The 16,665-nt window shown below is 69.8% G+C and carries 18 protein-coding genes; 7 read left to right on the forward strand and 11 right to left on the reverse strand.

What is annotated here, in order from left to right; all coding sequences use genetic code 11:
• Positions 1-134: 134 nt before the first annotated feature.
• Genes I4Q55_RS22430 through I4Q55_RS22440 form a run of 3 tightly spaced genes read left to right on the forward strand, consistent with a single transcriptional unit; the run spans position 135 to position 1,516 of the window.
• A complete protein-coding gene (locus tag I4Q55_RS22430; RefSeq protein ID WP_206790290.1) occupies positions 135-602 on the forward strand; it encodes a hypothetical protein in 468 nt (155 codons plus the stop codon).
• A gap of 9 nt (positions 603-611) precedes the next feature.
• Complete coding sequence (locus tag I4Q55_RS22435; RefSeq protein ID WP_206790291.1) at positions 612-1,112, forward strand: hypothetical protein; 501 nt, start codon at positions 612-614, stop codon at positions 1,110-1,112.
• A 17-nt stretch (positions 1,113-1,129) separates the two neighbouring features.
• Positions 1,130-1,516, forward strand: coding sequence for a hypothetical protein (locus I4Q55_RS22440; RefSeq protein WP_206790299.1), 387 nt, complete (start codon positions 1,130-1,132; stop codon positions 1,514-1,516).
• Between the two features lie 734 nt (positions 1,517-2,250).
• Here I4Q55_RS22440 and I4Q55_RS22445 read toward each other — a convergent pair.
• Both I4Q55_RS22445 and I4Q55_RS22450 read right to left on the reverse strand, forming a co-directional pair.
• Complete coding sequence (locus I4Q55_RS22445) at positions 2,251-2,655, reverse strand: ribonuclease domain-containing protein (protein WP_206790301.1); 405 nt, start codon at positions 2,653-2,655, stop codon at positions 2,251-2,253.
• Positions 2,656-2,807: 152 nt separating this feature from the next.
• Entirely contained in the window at positions 2,808-2,999 is a 192-nt protein-coding gene (locus I4Q55_RS22450) for a hypothetical protein (RefSeq protein WP_206790303.1), read from the reverse strand.
• A 7-nt stretch (positions 3,000-3,006) separates the two neighbouring features.
• On the opposite strand from I4Q55_RS22450, the gene I4Q55_RS22455 reads away from it, so the two are divergent.
• Positions 3,007-3,174 carry a hypothetical protein gene (locus I4Q55_RS22455; protein WP_206790305.1) on the forward strand — a complete coding sequence of 56 codons (168 nt, stop codon included), beginning with the start codon at positions 3,007-3,009 and terminating at the stop codon, positions 3,172-3,174.
• A gap of 83 nt (positions 3,175-3,257) precedes the next feature.
• Positions 3,258-3,470, forward strand: coding sequence for a three-helix bundle dimerization domain-containing protein (locus tag I4Q55_RS22460; protein WP_206790307.1), 213 nt, complete (start codon positions 3,258-3,260; stop codon positions 3,468-3,470).
• On the opposite strand, the gene I4Q55_RS22465 is transcribed toward I4Q55_RS22460, so the two are convergent.
• The 4 genes from I4Q55_RS22465 to I4Q55_RS22480 all read right to left on the reverse strand — a co-directional run bounded on the left by I4Q55_RS22465 (position 3,463) and on the right by I4Q55_RS22480 (position 7,315).
• Positions 3,463-4,251 (reverse strand): hypothetical protein, encoded by a 789-nt coding sequence (locus I4Q55_RS22465; protein ID WP_307793280.1) that lies wholly within the window; start codon positions 4,249-4,251, stop codon positions 3,463-3,465. The two genes, I4Q55_RS22460 and I4Q55_RS22465, sit on opposite strands and share 8 nt — an antisense overlap.
• The gene (locus tag I4Q55_RS22470; protein ID WP_206790309.1) at positions 4,238-5,761 is read right to left on the reverse strand and encodes a substrate-binding domain-containing protein; all 1,524 of its coding nucleotides are present in this window, start codon (positions 5,759-5,761) and stop codon (positions 4,238-4,240) included. Before I4Q55_RS22470 ends, I4Q55_RS22465 begins: the two co-directional genes overlap by 14 nt.
• Positions 5,758-6,990: a hypothetical protein gene (locus I4Q55_RS22475; protein WP_206790310.1), complete on the reverse strand. Its 1,233-nt coding sequence runs from the start codon at positions 6,988-6,990 to the stop codon at positions 5,758-5,760. Before I4Q55_RS22475 ends, I4Q55_RS22470 begins: the two co-directional genes overlap by 4 nt.
• Before the next feature lie 157 nt (positions 6,991-7,147).
• Positions 7,148-7,315 carry a hypothetical protein gene (locus tag I4Q55_RS22480; protein ID WP_191308511.1) on the reverse strand — a complete coding sequence of 56 codons (168 nt, stop codon included), beginning with the start codon at positions 7,313-7,315 and terminating at the stop codon, positions 7,148-7,150.
• A 254-nt stretch (positions 7,316-7,569) separates the two neighbouring features.
• Between I4Q55_RS22480 and I4Q55_RS22485 the strand changes: the two genes are divergently transcribed.
• Positions 7,570-10,377 carry an AAA family ATPase gene (locus I4Q55_RS22485; protein WP_206790311.1) on the forward strand — a complete coding sequence of 936 codons (2,808 nt, stop codon included), beginning with the start codon at positions 7,570-7,572 and terminating at the stop codon, positions 10,375-10,377.
• Here the strand turns inward: I4Q55_RS22485 and I4Q55_RS22490 are convergent.
• The 5 genes from I4Q55_RS22490 to I4Q55_RS22510 all read right to left on the reverse strand — a co-directional run bounded on the left by I4Q55_RS22490 (position 10,374) and on the right by I4Q55_RS22510 (position 14,751).
• The gene (locus tag I4Q55_RS22490; protein ID WP_206790312.1) at positions 10,374-10,919 is read right to left on the reverse strand and encodes a DUF6328 family protein; all 546 of its coding nucleotides are present in this window, start codon (positions 10,917-10,919) and stop codon (positions 10,374-10,376) included. The two genes, I4Q55_RS22485 and I4Q55_RS22490, sit on opposite strands and share 4 nt — an antisense overlap.
• Before the next feature lie 403 nt (positions 10,920-11,322).
• Positions 11,323-12,018 carry an ABC transporter ATP-binding protein gene (locus I4Q55_RS22495; RefSeq protein WP_206790313.1) on the reverse strand — a complete coding sequence of 232 codons (696 nt, stop codon included), beginning with the start codon at positions 12,016-12,018 and terminating at the stop codon, positions 11,323-11,325.
• Complete coding sequence (locus tag I4Q55_RS22500; protein WP_206790314.1) at positions 12,015-13,343, reverse strand: hypothetical protein; 1,329 nt, start codon at positions 13,341-13,343, stop codon at positions 12,015-12,017. Before I4Q55_RS22500 ends, I4Q55_RS22495 begins: the two co-directional genes overlap by 4 nt.
• Positions 13,340-14,290, reverse strand: coding sequence for a hypothetical protein (locus I4Q55_RS22505; protein ID WP_206790315.1), 951 nt, complete (start codon positions 14,288-14,290; stop codon positions 13,340-13,342). Before I4Q55_RS22505 ends, I4Q55_RS22500 begins: the two co-directional genes overlap by 4 nt.
• 140 nt (positions 14,291-14,430) lie before the next feature.
• The gene (locus tag I4Q55_RS22510; RefSeq protein WP_206790316.1) at positions 14,431-14,751 is read right to left on the reverse strand and encodes a lactococcin 972 family bacteriocin; all 321 of its coding nucleotides are present in this window, start codon (positions 14,749-14,751) and stop codon (positions 14,431-14,433) included.
• Between the two features lie 504 nt (positions 14,752-15,255).
• On the opposite strand from I4Q55_RS22510, the gene I4Q55_RS22515 reads away from it, so the two are divergent.
• A complete protein-coding gene (locus I4Q55_RS22515) occupies positions 15,256-16,560 on the forward strand; it encodes a helix-turn-helix transcriptional regulator (RefSeq protein WP_206790317.1) in 1,305 nt (434 codons plus the stop codon).
• The last annotated feature ends 105 nt before the right edge of the window (positions 16,561-16,665 follow it).

Consider the following 16,665-nt stretch of genomic DNA (forward strand, 5'->3'; position numbering starts at 1 on the left):
TCCCCCCTCCCCTTCCCCGTGCCCATTGTGCGGTGTTGTTTGTGCGGTGTCCAGGAGCCGATACCGCACAACGTTTCCGCGCTAGACATGCGGCATCCCGCACGGTGCGGGACCGATTTTGGGGAGGAATCACCTTGTCAAGAAAGAAGATCACGGCGTTCTTCGCGGTCCTGGGAATGACCGCCGGAGCCTTCCTCGTCACGGCGAGCCCGGCCGCCGCCGTTTCGTGCAGGTCTCCTGGAATATTCACCGCGGCAATCCTCGAGCTCTCTCAGGACATCGGGCACAACGGGCCGCGAACCGTCAAGCTGCAGCTGGTCAACATCAGGAGCAGCGACTACAGCTACGCCTTCCTGACCGGGGCGGGAGGCACCGGCGTGCAACGAGGTGACTCGATCTGGGTCGAGTGGAAGAACACCGCGACGAGTCCATGGGAGAAGTGCCCGGCGTCGACAGCGGCCACCGACGCTCAGACAGCTGTCAGGTCCACCGGCGCCCACAACGTCAACCACCCGATGCGGGCGTGCCTGTCGTACTGGGCCACCCCGATCTACCGCAGCACCGTGTGCACCGGGTCCTTCACCGATCACCCTCAGGAGTAGTGAATCACCATGATGACGAAGAAACCGGCGGTTTCCGTTGTCGCGCTGGCGGCCATGGCAAGCCTGATCGCGGGAACGGCTCCGTCTGCCGCGGCGGCCACCGGCCCGGGCGACAGGCAAAGTGGTGCGGCACAGGCTCTGGCCACGACCTGCGTGAACGTGCCGGTCAGCTTCCGCGATATCCAGCGTGGGTACCTCTACGGCTGCTTCACCGCCTACAAGGACAGCATCGGCCCCTGGGTCGAAGGCGATTTCCGCGTCTGTGACATCGAGGACGAGCCTGCGGAGACCAACATCGTGCGCGCCCAGGTGGTCGCCGCCTTCAGCAACGGCAGCTCGTGGCAGTACCCGACCCAGGGCTGGTTCCCCGCGTACGGAGACGGTCTCGGCTGCAACTACTACGGCTACTTCCAGGACGGGCCGCACAACACCGCCTGGAGCGCGCGATACATGAAGATCACTGTCCAGGCGCCCGGAAAAGCCGAGAACGTGCAGCGCCCCGGGTTCTGAGGGTTTCGGAGGAAAGAATGATCACAGGATTCAGGCACAAGCCGGCGAGGTGCGCGGCCGTCGTCGCGGTCGCCGTTCCCGCGGCCGTCGTCATGTTCTCGGCGCCGGCATCCGCGGCACCGGTGGCGGACACCGTGGAGTGCACCGGCCCGGCCTGCGGCACCATCAAGAACTCCAGCTCGTCCGACGGTGATCTGTGGATCATCAACAACTGGCCACCGGAGAACGCGTCAGGTGCGTTCCTCCGGCCCGGCGAGACGTCGACGAAGTACTTCAGGGACACCGACGGCGTGTACATCCCCAGCGGTTGCAAGGGCGTCCGCAGCTGGGCACCCGACTGGCCGGGCGGTGTCTGGTACAAGTTCTCCGACCTGTTCAACGAAACCGTTCGCCTCGACTGCTGAGCGATGGCCGACGAGGCCACGACCGAGGGGCTCCGAGGCAGTGCAGTAGCTCGAGGACAGGGCCAAGGGAGAACGCGACGAGCCGCCCGGCGCGACTTACGCCAGGCTGAAGTCCAAGCCTGGCCCAGGCGGCGGCGACGGGATCGGCGTCGTCCGCAACAAGGGCGGTGTCCTGAAGTGGTACCTACGCGACCCGCCACCGCCGACACTCACAATTACCTCGTGAGCTACGGCTCGCCGACGTGAACTCCGCGGGCGTCGCCACTTCGGCGGCGCCCGTGCACGAATCTCATGTGGACAGGCACACTGGTGCCGCGGATTCGTGCGTCATCGACTTCAGCCGGACCGCAAGTGCCCACACCGAGGTGCGCCGATGAGCGAGAACCCAGCAATAGCCCGGTGCTGTCCCAAAGCAGGCCTCAGACGGCACCGGCCGCAGCACCACCCTGCACGTCACATGTGGTCTCTCCGTCAACCGGGCCACCACGAATCTCCACCCGGCACCCCGCACGAACGATCTTGACCAGCCGACGCGCTCGACTCGCACCGATACCAGTCCGTCGGGCAAGGCGATTGGTGTGATTGCCGCCGGAATCTCACCGGGAGACCCGCAGCAAACCGCGCCGGGTGATGTCCGGCAGCCGATCTTCGGGACGTGTGAGCTCTGCACAGGGCAGGCCGTGCTCGGCGAACGAACCCGCGAGCGCCGGAGCACGGCCTTGACCTCGGCGGGCTCAGATCTTGTAGAAGTCCGTGTAGTGGTTGGGCGAGAACCACACCACGCCGGTTGTCAGGTCGACGACGATCCGGTAGGCGTCGCGGGCCGCGCCGCATGTGCGCGGGTACACGTCGAACTCGCGGAACGAATGGCCGGCCGGTAGCTCGCCCTCGCGGTTCTGGTAGGTGCCGCCCGCGTAGTTGCACTTGCCGCCGGGCCAGTCGTACCAGCCGCGCGTGCCGGGGTAGCCCTTGCTCTGCCAGGTCGTGTTGGCCGAGCGGGCATCCGCGCAGCGGGTTTGCGTGCAGGAGCTGTACACGGTGGCCTCGGCGGCTGTGGCGCAGACACCGAGTGTGGCAGCCACCGCGGTGACCGTCACGGCGAGCCGCTGCGCGGTCCGGGAAAGCAGGGAAGCGGGCACGGAACCTCCTCGTCTCGTACGGGCACCGGAATGGTGACTGCCGCAATTCGCCGGAAGGAGACCGGAAACGTGCCGATCCGGTGAACTTCCAGCGACAGGCTCACCTTGGGCTCCGTGCGGAGGGCATCAGCCGAGGCGGATGACGATTCCGGTCAGATCGCTGAGGACGCTTGCCACCCCGGCGCGGACGGCCGCCGCCGCGCGGGCCGGCGGTCGAGGTGGCTGGCCGTCACCAGGGCCGGCGCGTCGACGAGGTCCTTGCCGGCGCCGATGATCAGGCCGGGGCGCAGCCGCAGGGCCTCGTCGATGCTCTCGGTGAACCGGCCGGGGTCCGCGGCACTCACGGTCTTGATGCTGACGCCCTCCTGCCCGGCCCAGTCGGTCACCGACACCGCGGCGCACTCGTGGGCGCTGCCTTGGACACTGGCGGCAATCGTCGCGGTCTTCGCCGGGCTCGTCGTCGCGCTGTTCGTCCGGCGCCGCCGCCGACGGGTACCGGAGTCTTCGAACAGCGCTTGAATTCTTTCTGTTCACCTCGGGTTCACCTCACGGTCGTCTCATGGGGCATGTTGTCCGTACCACGGCCGACCGGAAGGTGAGCGATGAGCACGTTGGACACCATGGCCTCGGAGCAGCTCGACGTCCACCTCGCCCAGCTCGAGGAACGCTTGGACCGGGACTACGCGAACGTCACCCGCGCCCGGCTGCACGCGCTGGTCGATCGCGAGCGCGCGCGGTTCGACGGCGCCCGCATCCACGCCTTCCTGCCCATCCTGGTCGAGCGGGCGGTCCGGGCGTCGCTGGCGGCTACTTGAAGATCGCGATGGGGTGCACGATGAGCTCCCCGCGGTGCGGGTCCCAGTCCTCGACGCGGCCGAGGCACTGGGCGTGGAAGGTGCCCTCCGGGACCTCGTCGGCGTCGCGGAACCCGCGGATGCCGCACCGGAAGCGCACCCGCGGCCCGGCGAGGGGGTCGGCCGGGTCTCCGTAGGCGGCGATGAAGGTCGTGTAGCCGGGTTCGTCGGAGCGGACCCTGCGGAACAGGCCTTTCATCGACACGAACGCGTCCAGGCCGCGCAGCCGTGCCGTGCGCAGCCGCGTGCTGTCCGGCCCGTCGGCCCAGCCGAGCGCGGTGACCAGGGCCTTGTTCTGCACCAGTTCGCGCTTGACGAGGTTGACGTACACGATGTCGTCGCGCTTCTCCAGCACTTCCATGACCATGCCGATGACGGTGATCGGCTCGGCGCGTTCGATGTACCGGCTGAAGACCTCTTCGGTCTTCTTCTGCTCCCCGGCGCCTTCGCCGGCCGGGAACTTGATCTTCCCGCTGATCGACCGGCCGCGGCTGGTGCGCTTTTCGATCTCCTTCTCCAGCGCGTCGCTGTAGCGGTCCTGCTGGTAGAGGCCCATCACCGAGTTGTGGTGCAGGTAGAACGCGATCCCGCTGATCGGCCCGGTCCCCTGCCTGCCATGCGCGCGGCGCCAGTGCCGGATGAGGATCGCCGCGGCGGCCAGCACGAGCAGCAGCGTCAGGATCCACACGCCCCACCAGATTCCCCAGGTGCTCCAGTAGCGGGAGCTGTCATCGGCAGCCACGGGTCTCCTTGAAGGCGTCGAGCAGGGACGTCGCCGTGGCGTCGGCCAGCCGGCCACCGGTCGCCGCGGCGACCCGGCCGAGTTCGGCCGGGTCCGCCTCGCCGAACCGCACGGCGTAGGTGTGCACCCCGGGTGGCACAGGACGACGCAGGAACTCGTCCACGCGCAGGCCCGCGTTGTTCTCGCCGTCGGTCATCAGCACGATCGACACCGGCTCGGTCTTCGCGAACTCCGCCGCCTTGTCGTAGGCGTGCGCCAACGCCGACCAGACCGCCGTGGCGCTGTCGAATTCTTCGGTGTCCAGGAAGCCGCGCACGGCCGCGAGGTCGGCGGGCCCCTCGACGGCGAAGTCGCGCTCGGCGAGGACCCGGCCGCCGAAGCGGATCATCGTGACCTTCTCGCCGCGGTGGAACCGCTCGAACTCCGCCGTGCCGGCGCCGGTCAGCGCGTCGAACGCCGTGCGCAGCGCGGTGATCCGGCCGCCCCGCATCGAACCGGAGAAGTCGAGCACGAAGACGACGCGGCCGGGCGTGCGGCCCCGCGGGTCCGCGTAGTAGGCGAGCAGCTTGTCGACGACGTCCTGGTCGTCGGGGAAGTACAGCGCGGTGCCGACGCTCTTCGGCAGGCGTGGTTCGAGCGGCACCCCTTCGGTGGCCGGACGGCGGAGCGTGCGTTCCATGATCTTCCGCTGGGTGTCCGGCCGCTTCAGCCAGTCCGTGACCCGCTCGTACGCGCCGCGCTTGCCGGGGTCAAGCAACAGCAGCGGGTACTCCGACTGCATGATCCCGTCCCGCGGGTAGATCAGCTCCAGCGGCGCGGCGAGCTTCCCGCTCGCGTTGAGCGACAGCAGCGTGGACTCGTAGCCGATCACGGCGTCGACGTCGGTCTGGTGGGCGGTGAAGAGGTCGGCCAGCGCACCGGAGCTGTTCGCGGTGAGCGACTGCCCGGCGCGGAACCCCCGCAGCCGGTCGCAGGCGACGTCCTGCGGCCGCAGCGCGGCGCCGGTACCCGCGGCCGCGGTCGCGACGCCGACCAGCGCGGACAACCCACTCGCCGATCGGGCCGGGTCGGCCATGGCGAACCGCAACGTGCCCGCCGCGGCGGCGTCGGCGAAGTCCGCCCAGGACACGTCCGCGTGCCGGCTGCGCAATGCGCTGGCGACCGGCGGCTTCACGCCGATGACGATGGGCGAGAGCATGATCCGCGTGGCGGCCGGGCGTTCGCCGGTGAAGCCGGACTTGCGCAGCTTCAGCTGGAAGTACCGGTCGGTGGACAGCCAGGCGAGGTCGTGGTGGTACTGCCCGGGGGTGAGCGCGGTCCCGGCGTCGACGGTGCCCCGCAGGTCGAGGTCCAGCCGGATCCCGGTGTCCGCGCGCAGGTCGTCGAGGATCGGCCCGAGGTCGGCGAGCTCGGAGCTGGCCAGCACGCTCAGCCGTTGCCCGCCCGAGCCGCCGGTGCAGGCGGTCGCCGTCAGGACCGCGGCCAGCAGCACCGCGACGAGCCGCTTCACGGGCAGTCACCGACGGTCTTGATCATTTCTTCCAGGACCGGGTTCGCCGGCAGCGGCGTGGTGCTGTCGTTGTCGGCCTGCTGCGGGGTCGGCAGCCCCTGTTCGGCGAGGAAGCCGTACAGCCGCCCGCTCTTGTTGCTGCCCGCCGGGGTGGCGACGCCGAAGCCGAGCTCCATCGCCCGGCGTTGCAGGTCCGGGTCGAAGGTGATCAGCTCGCCGAGCCGTTCCGCCTCCGGCCGCAGGGGCACGAACTGCGGTTTCGTCAGGATGTTGTCCTTCGGGTACAGCAGCACGTGGTCGGGGTCCGGGCGGCCGGTCGCGGCCTTGATCCGCAGCTGCTGTTCGAGGTACTGGTGCTCGTAGATCACCACGATCGGCTTGTCGCCCTCGGCGAGGTTCCAGTACGACTCCGAGAGGTCGGCCGAGGCGAAGCCCTGCCGGTTCAGCAGCGGCTTGACCCGGTTGGCCAGCTCGTGCGCGTTGCGCAACGTCGCCGGGCCGGCCGGTCCGCCCGCCGGGGCCGGGTCGGCCAGCGGGACCTGCCTGCCGTTCTCCAGGTAGGCGATCAGCGTCAGGTAGGTCGCGCCCGAGTTGGAGTCGCAGACGTTCGAGGTCTGGGCGAGCACCAGGTTGCTGTTGTTCACCCCGTCGATGCCGAGCGAGTTCCAGGTGGCGCCGGCCTTCATGGCCTGCACGAGCTTCTCGGTGTCCAGGGTGTAGTAGAGCGGCTCGCCGGCTCCCGGCGGCGCGGACGCGATGCCCTTGCGCAGCAGCGCTTCGGCGTACGGGCGGTAGGTGGCGAGCACGATCGGGCTGGTGAAGGGCTGCCGGACGGTGCCGCCCAGCTTGTCGGCCCGCGCCGTGCGGACGAGGCCGGCCGCGGGTTCGCCGGAGAGGAACGCGAAGTCGTACTTGTCGAGGTCGTGGATCGCGGCGTCCCGGGAGCCCGTGCGCGTGACGTGGACCCGGATGCGGTGGCGCATCAGGAGTTCCTGGACCTGCGCGTCCGCGAAGAAGTCCGCCTTGGAGCCCATCTTGCCGGCCAGTTCCAGGGTCCGTTCGAACGGGACGAGGACGTTGCCCGACAGCAGCAGCGTGACCAGCCCGGCGACCGCCAGGCCCAGGACCGGGCCGAACGACCGCAGGAACCGGCGCCGCAGGAAGAAGGCCGAGGGGCGGGGCCGGACGGTGAGGTGCGGCTCTTCGAGGGTGGGGCTCTCGGTCGTCACCGAATCGGACCTCCGGAGGGGATTCCGCCGCGAGAAGCGGACGTTTCGCCCGGGAAGTCTATCGAGCCGGTTCGTTCGTTACAGTCAATTCTCCGCAACAACGGGACGGCCGCGGCCGGAATGTTCTTCCCACCGCGGCCGCAGGACCGGACAGCCCTTAGTTGTAGCCCATTTCATCGGGCGACACGCCGTTGTAGCCCATCTCGGCGAGGACGGCGGCAGGCGCCGCGCTCTCGGCGGCGACGGCGAAGGTCGCGGAAGTTCCCAGGACACCAGCCGCGAAGAGGGTCAAGGCGACCGCGGCGACCGCTCGGCGAACCGACATCATTCCTCCGGTGGTCAATCGGGACGAAACTGACTTCCGTGCCCGGCAGACGCTCCCAGGCCCGGCACAACCGGCCGACAACGGATGGTTAAGGACCCGCCAACGCCAGGCGGCCAAATCATGCCCGGGCGGATTTTCGAACAATGGCCGAACCGCAAATTTCGAGAATCGGAACAGCGGGTTTCCGAACAGTCGCGCGGCAATACTCAGTACACCTCTTGTTCAGCAACTGTTCTTCTTCTATTATCGAGTGTGTGCAACCGCTCACGGACGGTGTCGACCTCCTGATCGGCCGGGACGGTGAGCTGTCCCGGCTGGCGAGCTGGGTGCGCGACGTGGCCGCCGGCCGCGGGCGGGCGGTCCTGGTGGACGGCGAGCCGGGCATCGGCAAGTCCACCCTCGTCCGGGCCGCGTGCGCGGTCGCCACCCGGTCCGGCTGCCAGGTCTTCCGGGGCGCCGGCGACGAACTGGGCCAGGCGCTGCCCCTGCTCCCCCTGCTGGACGCGCTGCGGATCACCGGGTCCGCGCCGGATCCCCGGCGGGGAGCCATCGCCGGGCTCCTGCGCGGCGACACCGCGCGGGGCACGGGAACGGATCTCGCCGCGGCGGCCGCCGAACAGCTGCTGACCCTGGTCGACGAGCTCTGCCAGGCCGGCCCGGTGGTGCTGGTGGTCGACGAGCTGCAGTGGGCCGACCGCGCGACTGTGGCGGTGTGGGGCAGGCTCGCCCGCTCGGTCCGGCAGCTGCCCCTGCTCCTGATCGGCGTGCTGCGCCCGGTGCCCCGCCGCGACGACCTGCGCGCGCTGCGGCGGATCGTCGGCCCCGCCGAGCGGCTGCGTGTCGGCCGGCTCACCGAACCGGCGGCGCTCGACCTCGTCGCGAAGCTGGCCGGTGGCAAACCGGGCGACCGGCTGGCACGGCTGGCCGACGGCGCCGCGGGAAACCCGTTGTACCTCACCGAACTGCTCGACGCCCTGACCCGCGGCGCCGGGCTGGCCGTCGACGAGGCGGGAATCGCGGAGCTGACCGGCGGGCCCACCCCCGACTCGCTGCCGGAGGCGATCGCCGACCGGCTCGGCTTCCTGCCGGAGCGGACGCGCACCGTGCTGCGGGCCGCTGCGCTGCTCGGCGTCGGCTTCTCGGTCGCGGACCTGACGATCGTGGCCGAGACCGAACTGGCCGTTCTCCTGGCCGCGCTCGACGAAGCGCGGGCGGCCGGCGTGCTGGTGGCGGCCGGCGACGACCTGGCGTTCCGGCATCCCCTGATCCGCCAGGCCCTGTACGAAGAGCTCCCCGCGGGGGTCCGGGTCGTCTGGCATCGCGCCGCGGCGCGGGCACTGGCCGACGCCGGTGCCCCGGTCGTGCGGGTCGCCCGCCAGCTGCTGCCCACGGTGTCCGGCGAAGACGACGGCGAGCCGGTACCGCGCTGGGTCGTCGGCTGGCTGCTCGGCGCGGCCGTCCCGCTGATCGGCCAGGCCCCCGAAGTCGCGGTCGCGCTCCTGCGCCACGCGGTGCGGGACGACCACGCCGCGACCCCGGCGTTGGGCTGCCGGCTGGCCGACGCGTTGTACCGGGTGGGCGACTTCGCCGAAGCCGAACGCGTCGCCGTCCGCGCCCTGCCGCGGGCCGCCGATCCGGAACTGCGCGTCGACCTGCACACCACGGTGACGCAGTGCCGGGCGATGACCGGGCGCTCCGCCGAATCCCTCGCCGAGCTCAACCAGGCCGCGACCGCACCGGACCTGCCCGCCCGGCACCGGGCACGGCTGCTCGTGCTCACCGCCCGGACGCATCGCGACCTCGGCGAAGTCGACACCGCCGCACGGGTCGCCACCGCCGCGCTGGCCGATGCCGGCGACGACCACTGGGCGACCGGGTGGGCCCTGCACGTGCTCAGCCTGGTGGCGATGATGCGCGGCGAGTGGACCGCGGCGCTGCCGCTGTTCGAGCGCGCGATGGCCACCGCTTCGGACGATCCCGCGCTCACCGACCTCGGCCTGCTGCTGCGCGTCAACCAGGCCGTCACCTTCGGCGCGCTCGACCGCTACCCCGACGCGCTCGCCGCCGCCGAACGGGCCCGCGAACGCGCGGACCGCGCCGGCAGCGTGGTGCGGCTGGCTCAGGCGCAGAGCGCGCTCGGGCAGCTGCTGCTGGGCAACGGCCGGTGGGACGACGCCGTCGCGGAGGTCGACGTCGTCCCGGACGAGCTCAAGGATCCGAGCGTGGCGTGCTGCGACCACGGCGTCGCCGCGATCATTCACTTCCACCGTGGCGAAACGGCGGCGGCACAGCGGCACCTGGACGCGGCGGCACCGTGCGCGGACCGGATCGGCGGCCGGGTCGTGGAATCACTGGTCCTCGCGCGCAGCCTCGCCTTCGAGCAGGGCGGCGAACCGGACCGGGCACTCGCCGCGCTGACCGCCGCGCTCACGAGCGAAGACGAAGGAGAGGGCCTGCTCGGTGACGCCGTCCGGCTGGCCGTGGAACTCGGTGACACCGCCACCGCGGCCGCGGTCGGCGCCCGGGTCCGCGCGATCACGGCCGGGGCGGACGTCCCGCACCGCCGGGCACTCGGCCGTTACTGCCACGGCATGACCGAGCGGGACGCGGCGACCTTGCTGCGCGCCGCGGACGGCTACCGCGACGCGGGCCGTCCCCTCCCCCGCGCCAAGGCCCAGGAAGCCGCCGCGATCGCGTTCGCCGAAGCCGGCGACCGCGGCTCGGCGCGGGCCGCCTTCACCCGCACGCTGGACCTGTACGGCAGCTTGGGCGCGCACTGGGACGTGGCGCGGCTGCGCGCCCGTTTCCGGACGTTCGGCATCCGGCGTGGCCCGACGGTGAAGCACCGCCAGGCCACGCACGGCTGGGAAAGCCTCACACCGACGGAGACCAAGATCGCCGGCCTCGTGCTGGAAGGCCTGTCGAACCCGCAGATCGCGACACGGTTGTTCCTGTCGCCCCGCACGGTCGCCACCCACGTCTCGCACATCCTGGCCAAGCTCGGGGCGCACTCCCGCATCGACATCGCCCGCGAAGCGACCCGGAACCCGGCGTCGGGTTAGCGGTCTCCGGAGTGGCGCATCCGGCTCCACAGCGGGACGACGAACCACCACAGCGCGAACCAGCCGAGCGCGCCGGCGGTGAACCACGCGGCGAGCGCGGGCCCGAGGGTGACGCTGAGGATCAGCAGGAGCGCGGAGCCGATGGAGAGCATGAGCAGGGTCAGCCCGCACAAGGCGAACCGGCTGGACGCGAGCACGAGCTGCCGCTTGAGCCGCCGCTGGTAGACGAGCCGGTGAAAGGCCGCCGGCGCGATCAGCAGCGCGGTGGCGGCGGCCCCGAGCACGAGCGCGGCCACGTAGACGCGCCGTTCGAACTCGGTCAGCGTCGCGAAGCGCGGCGTGAAGGCGACGGTGAGCAGGAAGGCGAGCAGCAGCTGCACGCCGGTCTGCGCCACCCGCACTTCCTGCAGGATCTCGGCGTAGTTGCGGTCCAGCCGCTGCGTCGGCGTCTCGCGACGCACCGCGAAGTTCCACTGGTCGTGGGCGTCCGGCGGCTCGGCCGGTCGGTCCGCGAAGGTCTTGTCGATCTCGTTCACCGTCATGCGGCCACGGTCCCGCGAACCACGGATCAAGACATCGGTCGATCAAAGTATGCCGGAAGGCCATCCGCTCATCCGACGTCATGAGAAACCACCTCGACGACACCTCGTGAGGTTGCCTCGGCCAGCAACAGCCTGGAGTTCGGGGGCTCGTGGTACGGCGGGAGCCCGCTCGACATCGCCGAGATCCGGGTCCGCTGACGGGTGAACCAGGACCGCTGCCGGCCTCGATCCGTACGGACCGTCGCACGAACACCCGCCGATACGGCTTCGAGGCAGCCGGTGCCCCGCTGTGCTCGCACCGACATCTCCGCCACCCCACCGTTCGGGTGCTCGCCACGGTGGGCTCGTGCCCGAAATCGGTTGACGCTTGGAATTCCGGTCTGGTTTTCGCTCCAGCGAGCGGTCACCGGACCACCGGGTGTTCCCGGACCACAGCACGCCGGCGGGTGAGGTGCCCGGAAAGGTCCACCACGCGAGAACAGCGGTCGGCCACAGCGTCGTCGTGCGTCGCGATGATGATGGTCTTGCCGGACTCGTTGAGTTTCCCCAGCAGGTCGAGAATGACTTCGCGGTTCTCCGCATCGAGGGAGCCCGTCGGCTCGTCGGCCAGGACTATGTCGCACGGCTTCAGCAACAGGCGAGCCACGGCAATGCGCTGCTGCTCGCCGCCGGACAATGAGAAGATCTTGCGATCCTCCGCTCCCGGCATTCCCACCCGGGCGAGCGCTTCGGCGATGCGTTCCCGCTTCGGTGTTCCGCGCTCCGCATAGGTGAGTGCGACACGGAGGTTGTGCGCCACCGACTCGTTGTCGATGAGGGCGAAGTTCTGGAACAGGTACCCCAGCCGATACCGGCGATGGAGGTTCGCCGCCCGGGTTCGGGGCCTTGGGGCTTCCTCGCCGAGGATGCGGACCTTGCCGGAATCCGGGGCGTCCAGCAGTCCGATGAGGTTGAGGACGGTGGACTTCCCCGTTCCGCTCGCGCCGGTGAGGACGACGAACTCCCCCTTCCCGACCCGGAGATCGAGATCCGTCAAGACCGGCCGGTCGCCGTAGCTTTTCCGGACTCCCAGGAGTTCACAGGCGAATTCCACTGTCACAGCTCCTTCAATCGCCTACTTGCGTTTCGGCGCTCCACCGTGAGGACGGTTACGACGACGACCAGAGCCTCGATCACCAAAGTCACGACGGCCACGGCCACCAGTGCCGGTGCCTGGTCGAACGAGCTCGCTTGATCGCCGGGCATCGAGTCGGTGCTCGTTGCCAGTACGACGAGTGCGAGACCGGCGAGGAGGGTTTGCCCGAGCCAGGTCCCGCCCAGCGTCAGAAGCAGTTCCCGGTAGGTTCGAGCGAAACCGACGCCGTGGAATCTGCGCACGGCCAGTCTTCCGCGCAGCCGGTCGGAGCCGATGATCGTGATCGTCGCCGTCAGCGTCACCATGACGAACAAGGCCGCGCCCCCGAACACCGTGACCTCGGTGATGCCACTGTGAACGTCGTTGACCTGCGTGGTCAGGGCCTCGTGCACGCTCACGAGGTGCTGGAGATTGTCGGCGAGCTTGAGTTCCTGCAACTTCGGGGCGAGCCCGTTCAGGACGGCCGCGGGGTCTTCGTCGACGCGGACCTTCAACCCGGTGTTCAACCCGCCGGTGATGGAGTTGAGCCGGTCCACTGTCAGGCTGTTCGACGGCGTCATGATCTGGATGACGGGGTCCGTGATCCGGTTCCCGTCCCCGGGGTTGACCCGGGGATCGAAGCTGAACACCTTTTGCCCGGCGGCCGTCCAGATGATCCGGACCTGCTGATCGGTGAACCATTCCGGCGGCCGTTCGCCGGTTATCCGCTCTTCCGCCTGCACCGCGCCGGTGATCCCCGATCCCCCGGTGCGCGTTTCCCGCAGCAGTTTTCTGATCTGCGCCTCGCGCGCCTTGAACTGCTCGGGCACGGCGACCACCCAGGCCCGTTCGTCATCTTCGATGTCGACGACTTTCCGGGATTCGTCCAGGATGGGGTACTGCTCAAGGTAATTGGTGTTCACCTGGATCGGCGGCGCCGGCCAGCGTGACGTGGGGTCCGGAGGCGCGCCGGGCTCGTAGTTCGCGGCGTCGATGAAGATCGCTCCCGCGCGGTCGAGTACGGGATAGAGGTCACGCGCCTCCGCGACCGACGAGGCGTTGCCCCCGGTTTCGAACTCCTGCTGGTCGTTCCCGATGAGCCGGGGGTAGAAGATTCCATAGCCTTGGACCTTCTCCCAAGGCGCGATTTGTTCCCGCTGATTCTCCAGATCGGCGAACTGCTGCCACGCCAAGACGGCCAGGACGGCCACCACCGCTCCGCTCACGGCTTTCACGACCGCGAGCACCGCGGTGGCCAAGCCGGCGGACGAACGGCTCCGGGGCGTGCTGTGCCGCGTTCGATCGTTCACTGCAGGCTTCCTTTGACGAGGTCCGGGACTTGCACACGATTGACGACGATCAGCCCGACACCCAGCGTTGCGGCGAATCCGGCCGCCGTCACCGGGATCACCGTGCCGGCGAGGGAACGCAAGAACACCGGGTCGACACCGGGAACGGCGAGAACGATGGCCGAGCAGGCGACCAGCCCGCCGAGGATCGACGCGGCCTGCACTCGCCCCACGACTTCGTACCAGATACGCGTCGCGGGGTGGCCGAGCAACCGCAGCACGCCGATGCGCTTCCCCTCACGCAGGAGGATGAAGACGATGATCAAGGTTGCCGCGACGGCGAGGAGGGCCGTCAGGGTATTCAGGCTCGCCCGCTTTTCGGCCGGCGCTCGGCTCGGATCCGGCGTCAGATCCGCGGTCGTCAGGCCGGCGACCCCCGCCTCGGCCAGTCGCTGGTGGACGATGGCGAGGAAGCGTTCCGTGGCGGCGCGGTCGGGAGTCTCGACCACGTACCGGCCGGCGGCCGGCAAGGCGTCGAAGGCTTGGCGCAATGGTGCGAACGTGAGGTCGTACCGGTCGCCGAGGACCGACGGCACACCCACGTTGCCCGCTTCTCCGGCGCGCGCCGAGGAAACGGTCACCGGACCGCCGCGCGATTCGGCCGCGGTCAGCCAGCGCCCCTCGCTCAACGTGAATTCGTCGGTCAGGGCCGTCCGGTCCCGACCGAGCAGAACGTAATGCGTGATGTGCTTCCGTTCCGAGGGTGACGTGGTCACGGTGGTACGCAGCACGGCGGCGTTGGTCACCGTGGCCGCCTCGGTGAGGATGCGCAGCGCCACGCCGGGATCGTCGGCGCGTGGACTCTCGGGCCAGACGAACTCGGCTCCGAGGCGATACGCGGCGGTTTCGCCTTCCGATTCCCGCTCGAGGACCTTGCCGAGGAGAACCACCACCGGGATGGCAAGCATGACTCCCGCGAAGAGGAGGCACAAAGTCAGTCTCATCTGTGATCACTCTCGTCGAGCGGGCCGCCGCGGGTGCCGGATCCGGCGCTCACCGAAACCCGGCACCCGCTTCACTCGATCATTCCCAATGCGTCAGAGCAGAATCACGCGTTCTGGTTGTACCAGGTGTTGCAGGTCCACTTGAAGCCGTTCGTGACATAGGCTTTGGACCAGGAGCCGGCGTTGGCGTACCTCTTGTCGACCGCAGCTCCGAGAGCCGCGGTCGAACTGTGGTAGTTGTTCGGGTGGTTGTAGTTGGAGTGGCACGACTTCTTGAGGCCGCTGATCCCGGAGCCGTGGCACCAGTCGCCGCCACCGGCTCGTTCACAGTCGGCCGCCACGGCCGCCGGCCGGCTCGGCGCGGCCTGTGCGGTCGAGACGACCCCCACGGACATGAGCAGCGCGAACGATGCGACCGACGCCACCTTCGCAGCTTTCCCGGACGTGAAACCCGTTGACATTTTCATCCCCATTCCCTCGATTTAATTCCGCGCACAGAGTGCACATGAAACGTCGCCGGCGTTCTCGGTGTCCCCCTCTCGTCAGCGCACTTCGCCAATTTCGGCGATTGACAGCCGACGTTCACGAGTGGCGGCGGGGCCACGACGCGATGCCGTGCCCCGCCGCCGTCTCCCCCTTGCCCCCAGATTCGACGGGACACCTGGCCATGGAACCCGTCGCGCTGTGGTTCCACCTTGGGCCCGATCGGTTGCGCGGTCCAAGGGGGTGGCCGTCGCCTGTCCTGCCGGCGCCGGGCGACGCCTGGGAATCGGGCGATGTGCCGGCCCAGACTGAGTGACATGCAGCGACAAGGACAGGCCCGGATTCGGTCGCCGATGTCCGGGCCAGGCCCCGGGGCTAGGCCATCGGCGTCCTCGGCCACTAGCCTGGCACTTGTTTCTCACCAGTCGATGGCACCGGGGGTGCACATGGCTGAACAGCCGGACGCCTTTGGCGCGGAACTGCGGCGCCGCCGGACGGCAGCGGGATGGTCGCTGGCGACACTGGCCAAACGAGTGCACTACAGCAAGGGCCATCTCGGCAAGATCGAGACCGGGACCAAGCTGCCGGGCAGCGATCTGGCCCGGCGCTGCGACGCGGTCCTCGAAGCCGGCGGGCGACTGGTAGCCCTGGCCGGCAAATCCCCGCCCGACAGCCCATCGACGGTTGTCGCGGCCGAGCACGGTGGCGAAATGTGGGTGATGAGCATGGCCCCGGACGGATCGAGCTGGCTGGTACCCATGGCTCGGCGCGACGCGCTGGCGACCGGTGCCGCCTCGTTGTTCGGGCTGAGCCTCGGCGGTCAGGGCGTCGCGGCCGCGGCCGAGCACGGCGCCACGGTCGCGACCTTCCGCGCGTTGTTCGAGCAGATCCGGCAGCTGGGTCAGACCACCAGCCCCAGCGTGGTGCTGCCCACCGTGATCGCCCAGACCCACACCCTGCGCGGGATGGCGAACGCCGCTTCCTCCCCCGCACGGGAAGAACTGCTCCGGCTCGCCGCCCGCTACGCGGAGTACGCCGGCTGGATGGCCCAGGAAGCCGGCGACGACCGGGCCGCGTTGTGGTGGACCCGCATCGCGGTGGAAACGGGCACCGCCGCCGGTGACCGGGAACTGGCCACCTACGCCTTGATCCGGCAGGCGCTGATCACGCTCTACCGCGACGACGCCGCGGGCACCATCGACCTGGCCAGGCAGGCGCAGGCCGATCCTCGGATGTCACGACGCGTTCGCGGCCTCGCCGCCCTGCGCGAAGCCCAGGGCCACGCGCTGGCCTGCGACTACGACCCGTGCCGGCGGGCACTCGACCGAGCGGCGGAACTCCTGGACAACCCGGAGACCACCGCACCGGACGGCCCGGTGATGGGTTCGGCGTCGGTCGCGGGCGCCAGCCTGAGCGCCCTGGTGACCGGTTGGTGCCTGCACGACCTCGGCCGGCCCCAACAGGCGGCGGACATCCTCGACGAGCAGTTGCTCGTTCTGCCCGACACCGCTCGCCGCGCCTACGCCCGCTTCGGTGCCCGCCGGGCACTGGCCCACCTCGCCGCCGGCGAGGTCGAACACGCCAGCACCCTCAGCCAGCAGGTCCTCGACGCCGCCGTCCTGGTCGACTCCGCGACGGTCCGCCACGACCTGCGGCGCCTGGCCCAGTCCCTCGGCCGCTGGCGCACCCACCACTCGGTACGAGACGTGTATCCCCGGCTGAGCCGAACACTCCGCACACCGGCCCTGTAACGCCCGCCCACCACCCGGCACAGGGCCATTCGGCCGAGCAACCCCTTGCCATCCTCGGACATCACTGCGAGCCTCGGTACCTTCGGCGACCGATCCATCACGCAA

The sequence above is a fragment of the Amycolatopsis sp. MtRt-6 genome, assembly GCF_017308975.1.
GTDB lineage: Bacteria > Actinomycetota > Actinomycetes > Mycobacteriales > Pseudonocardiaceae > Amycolatopsis.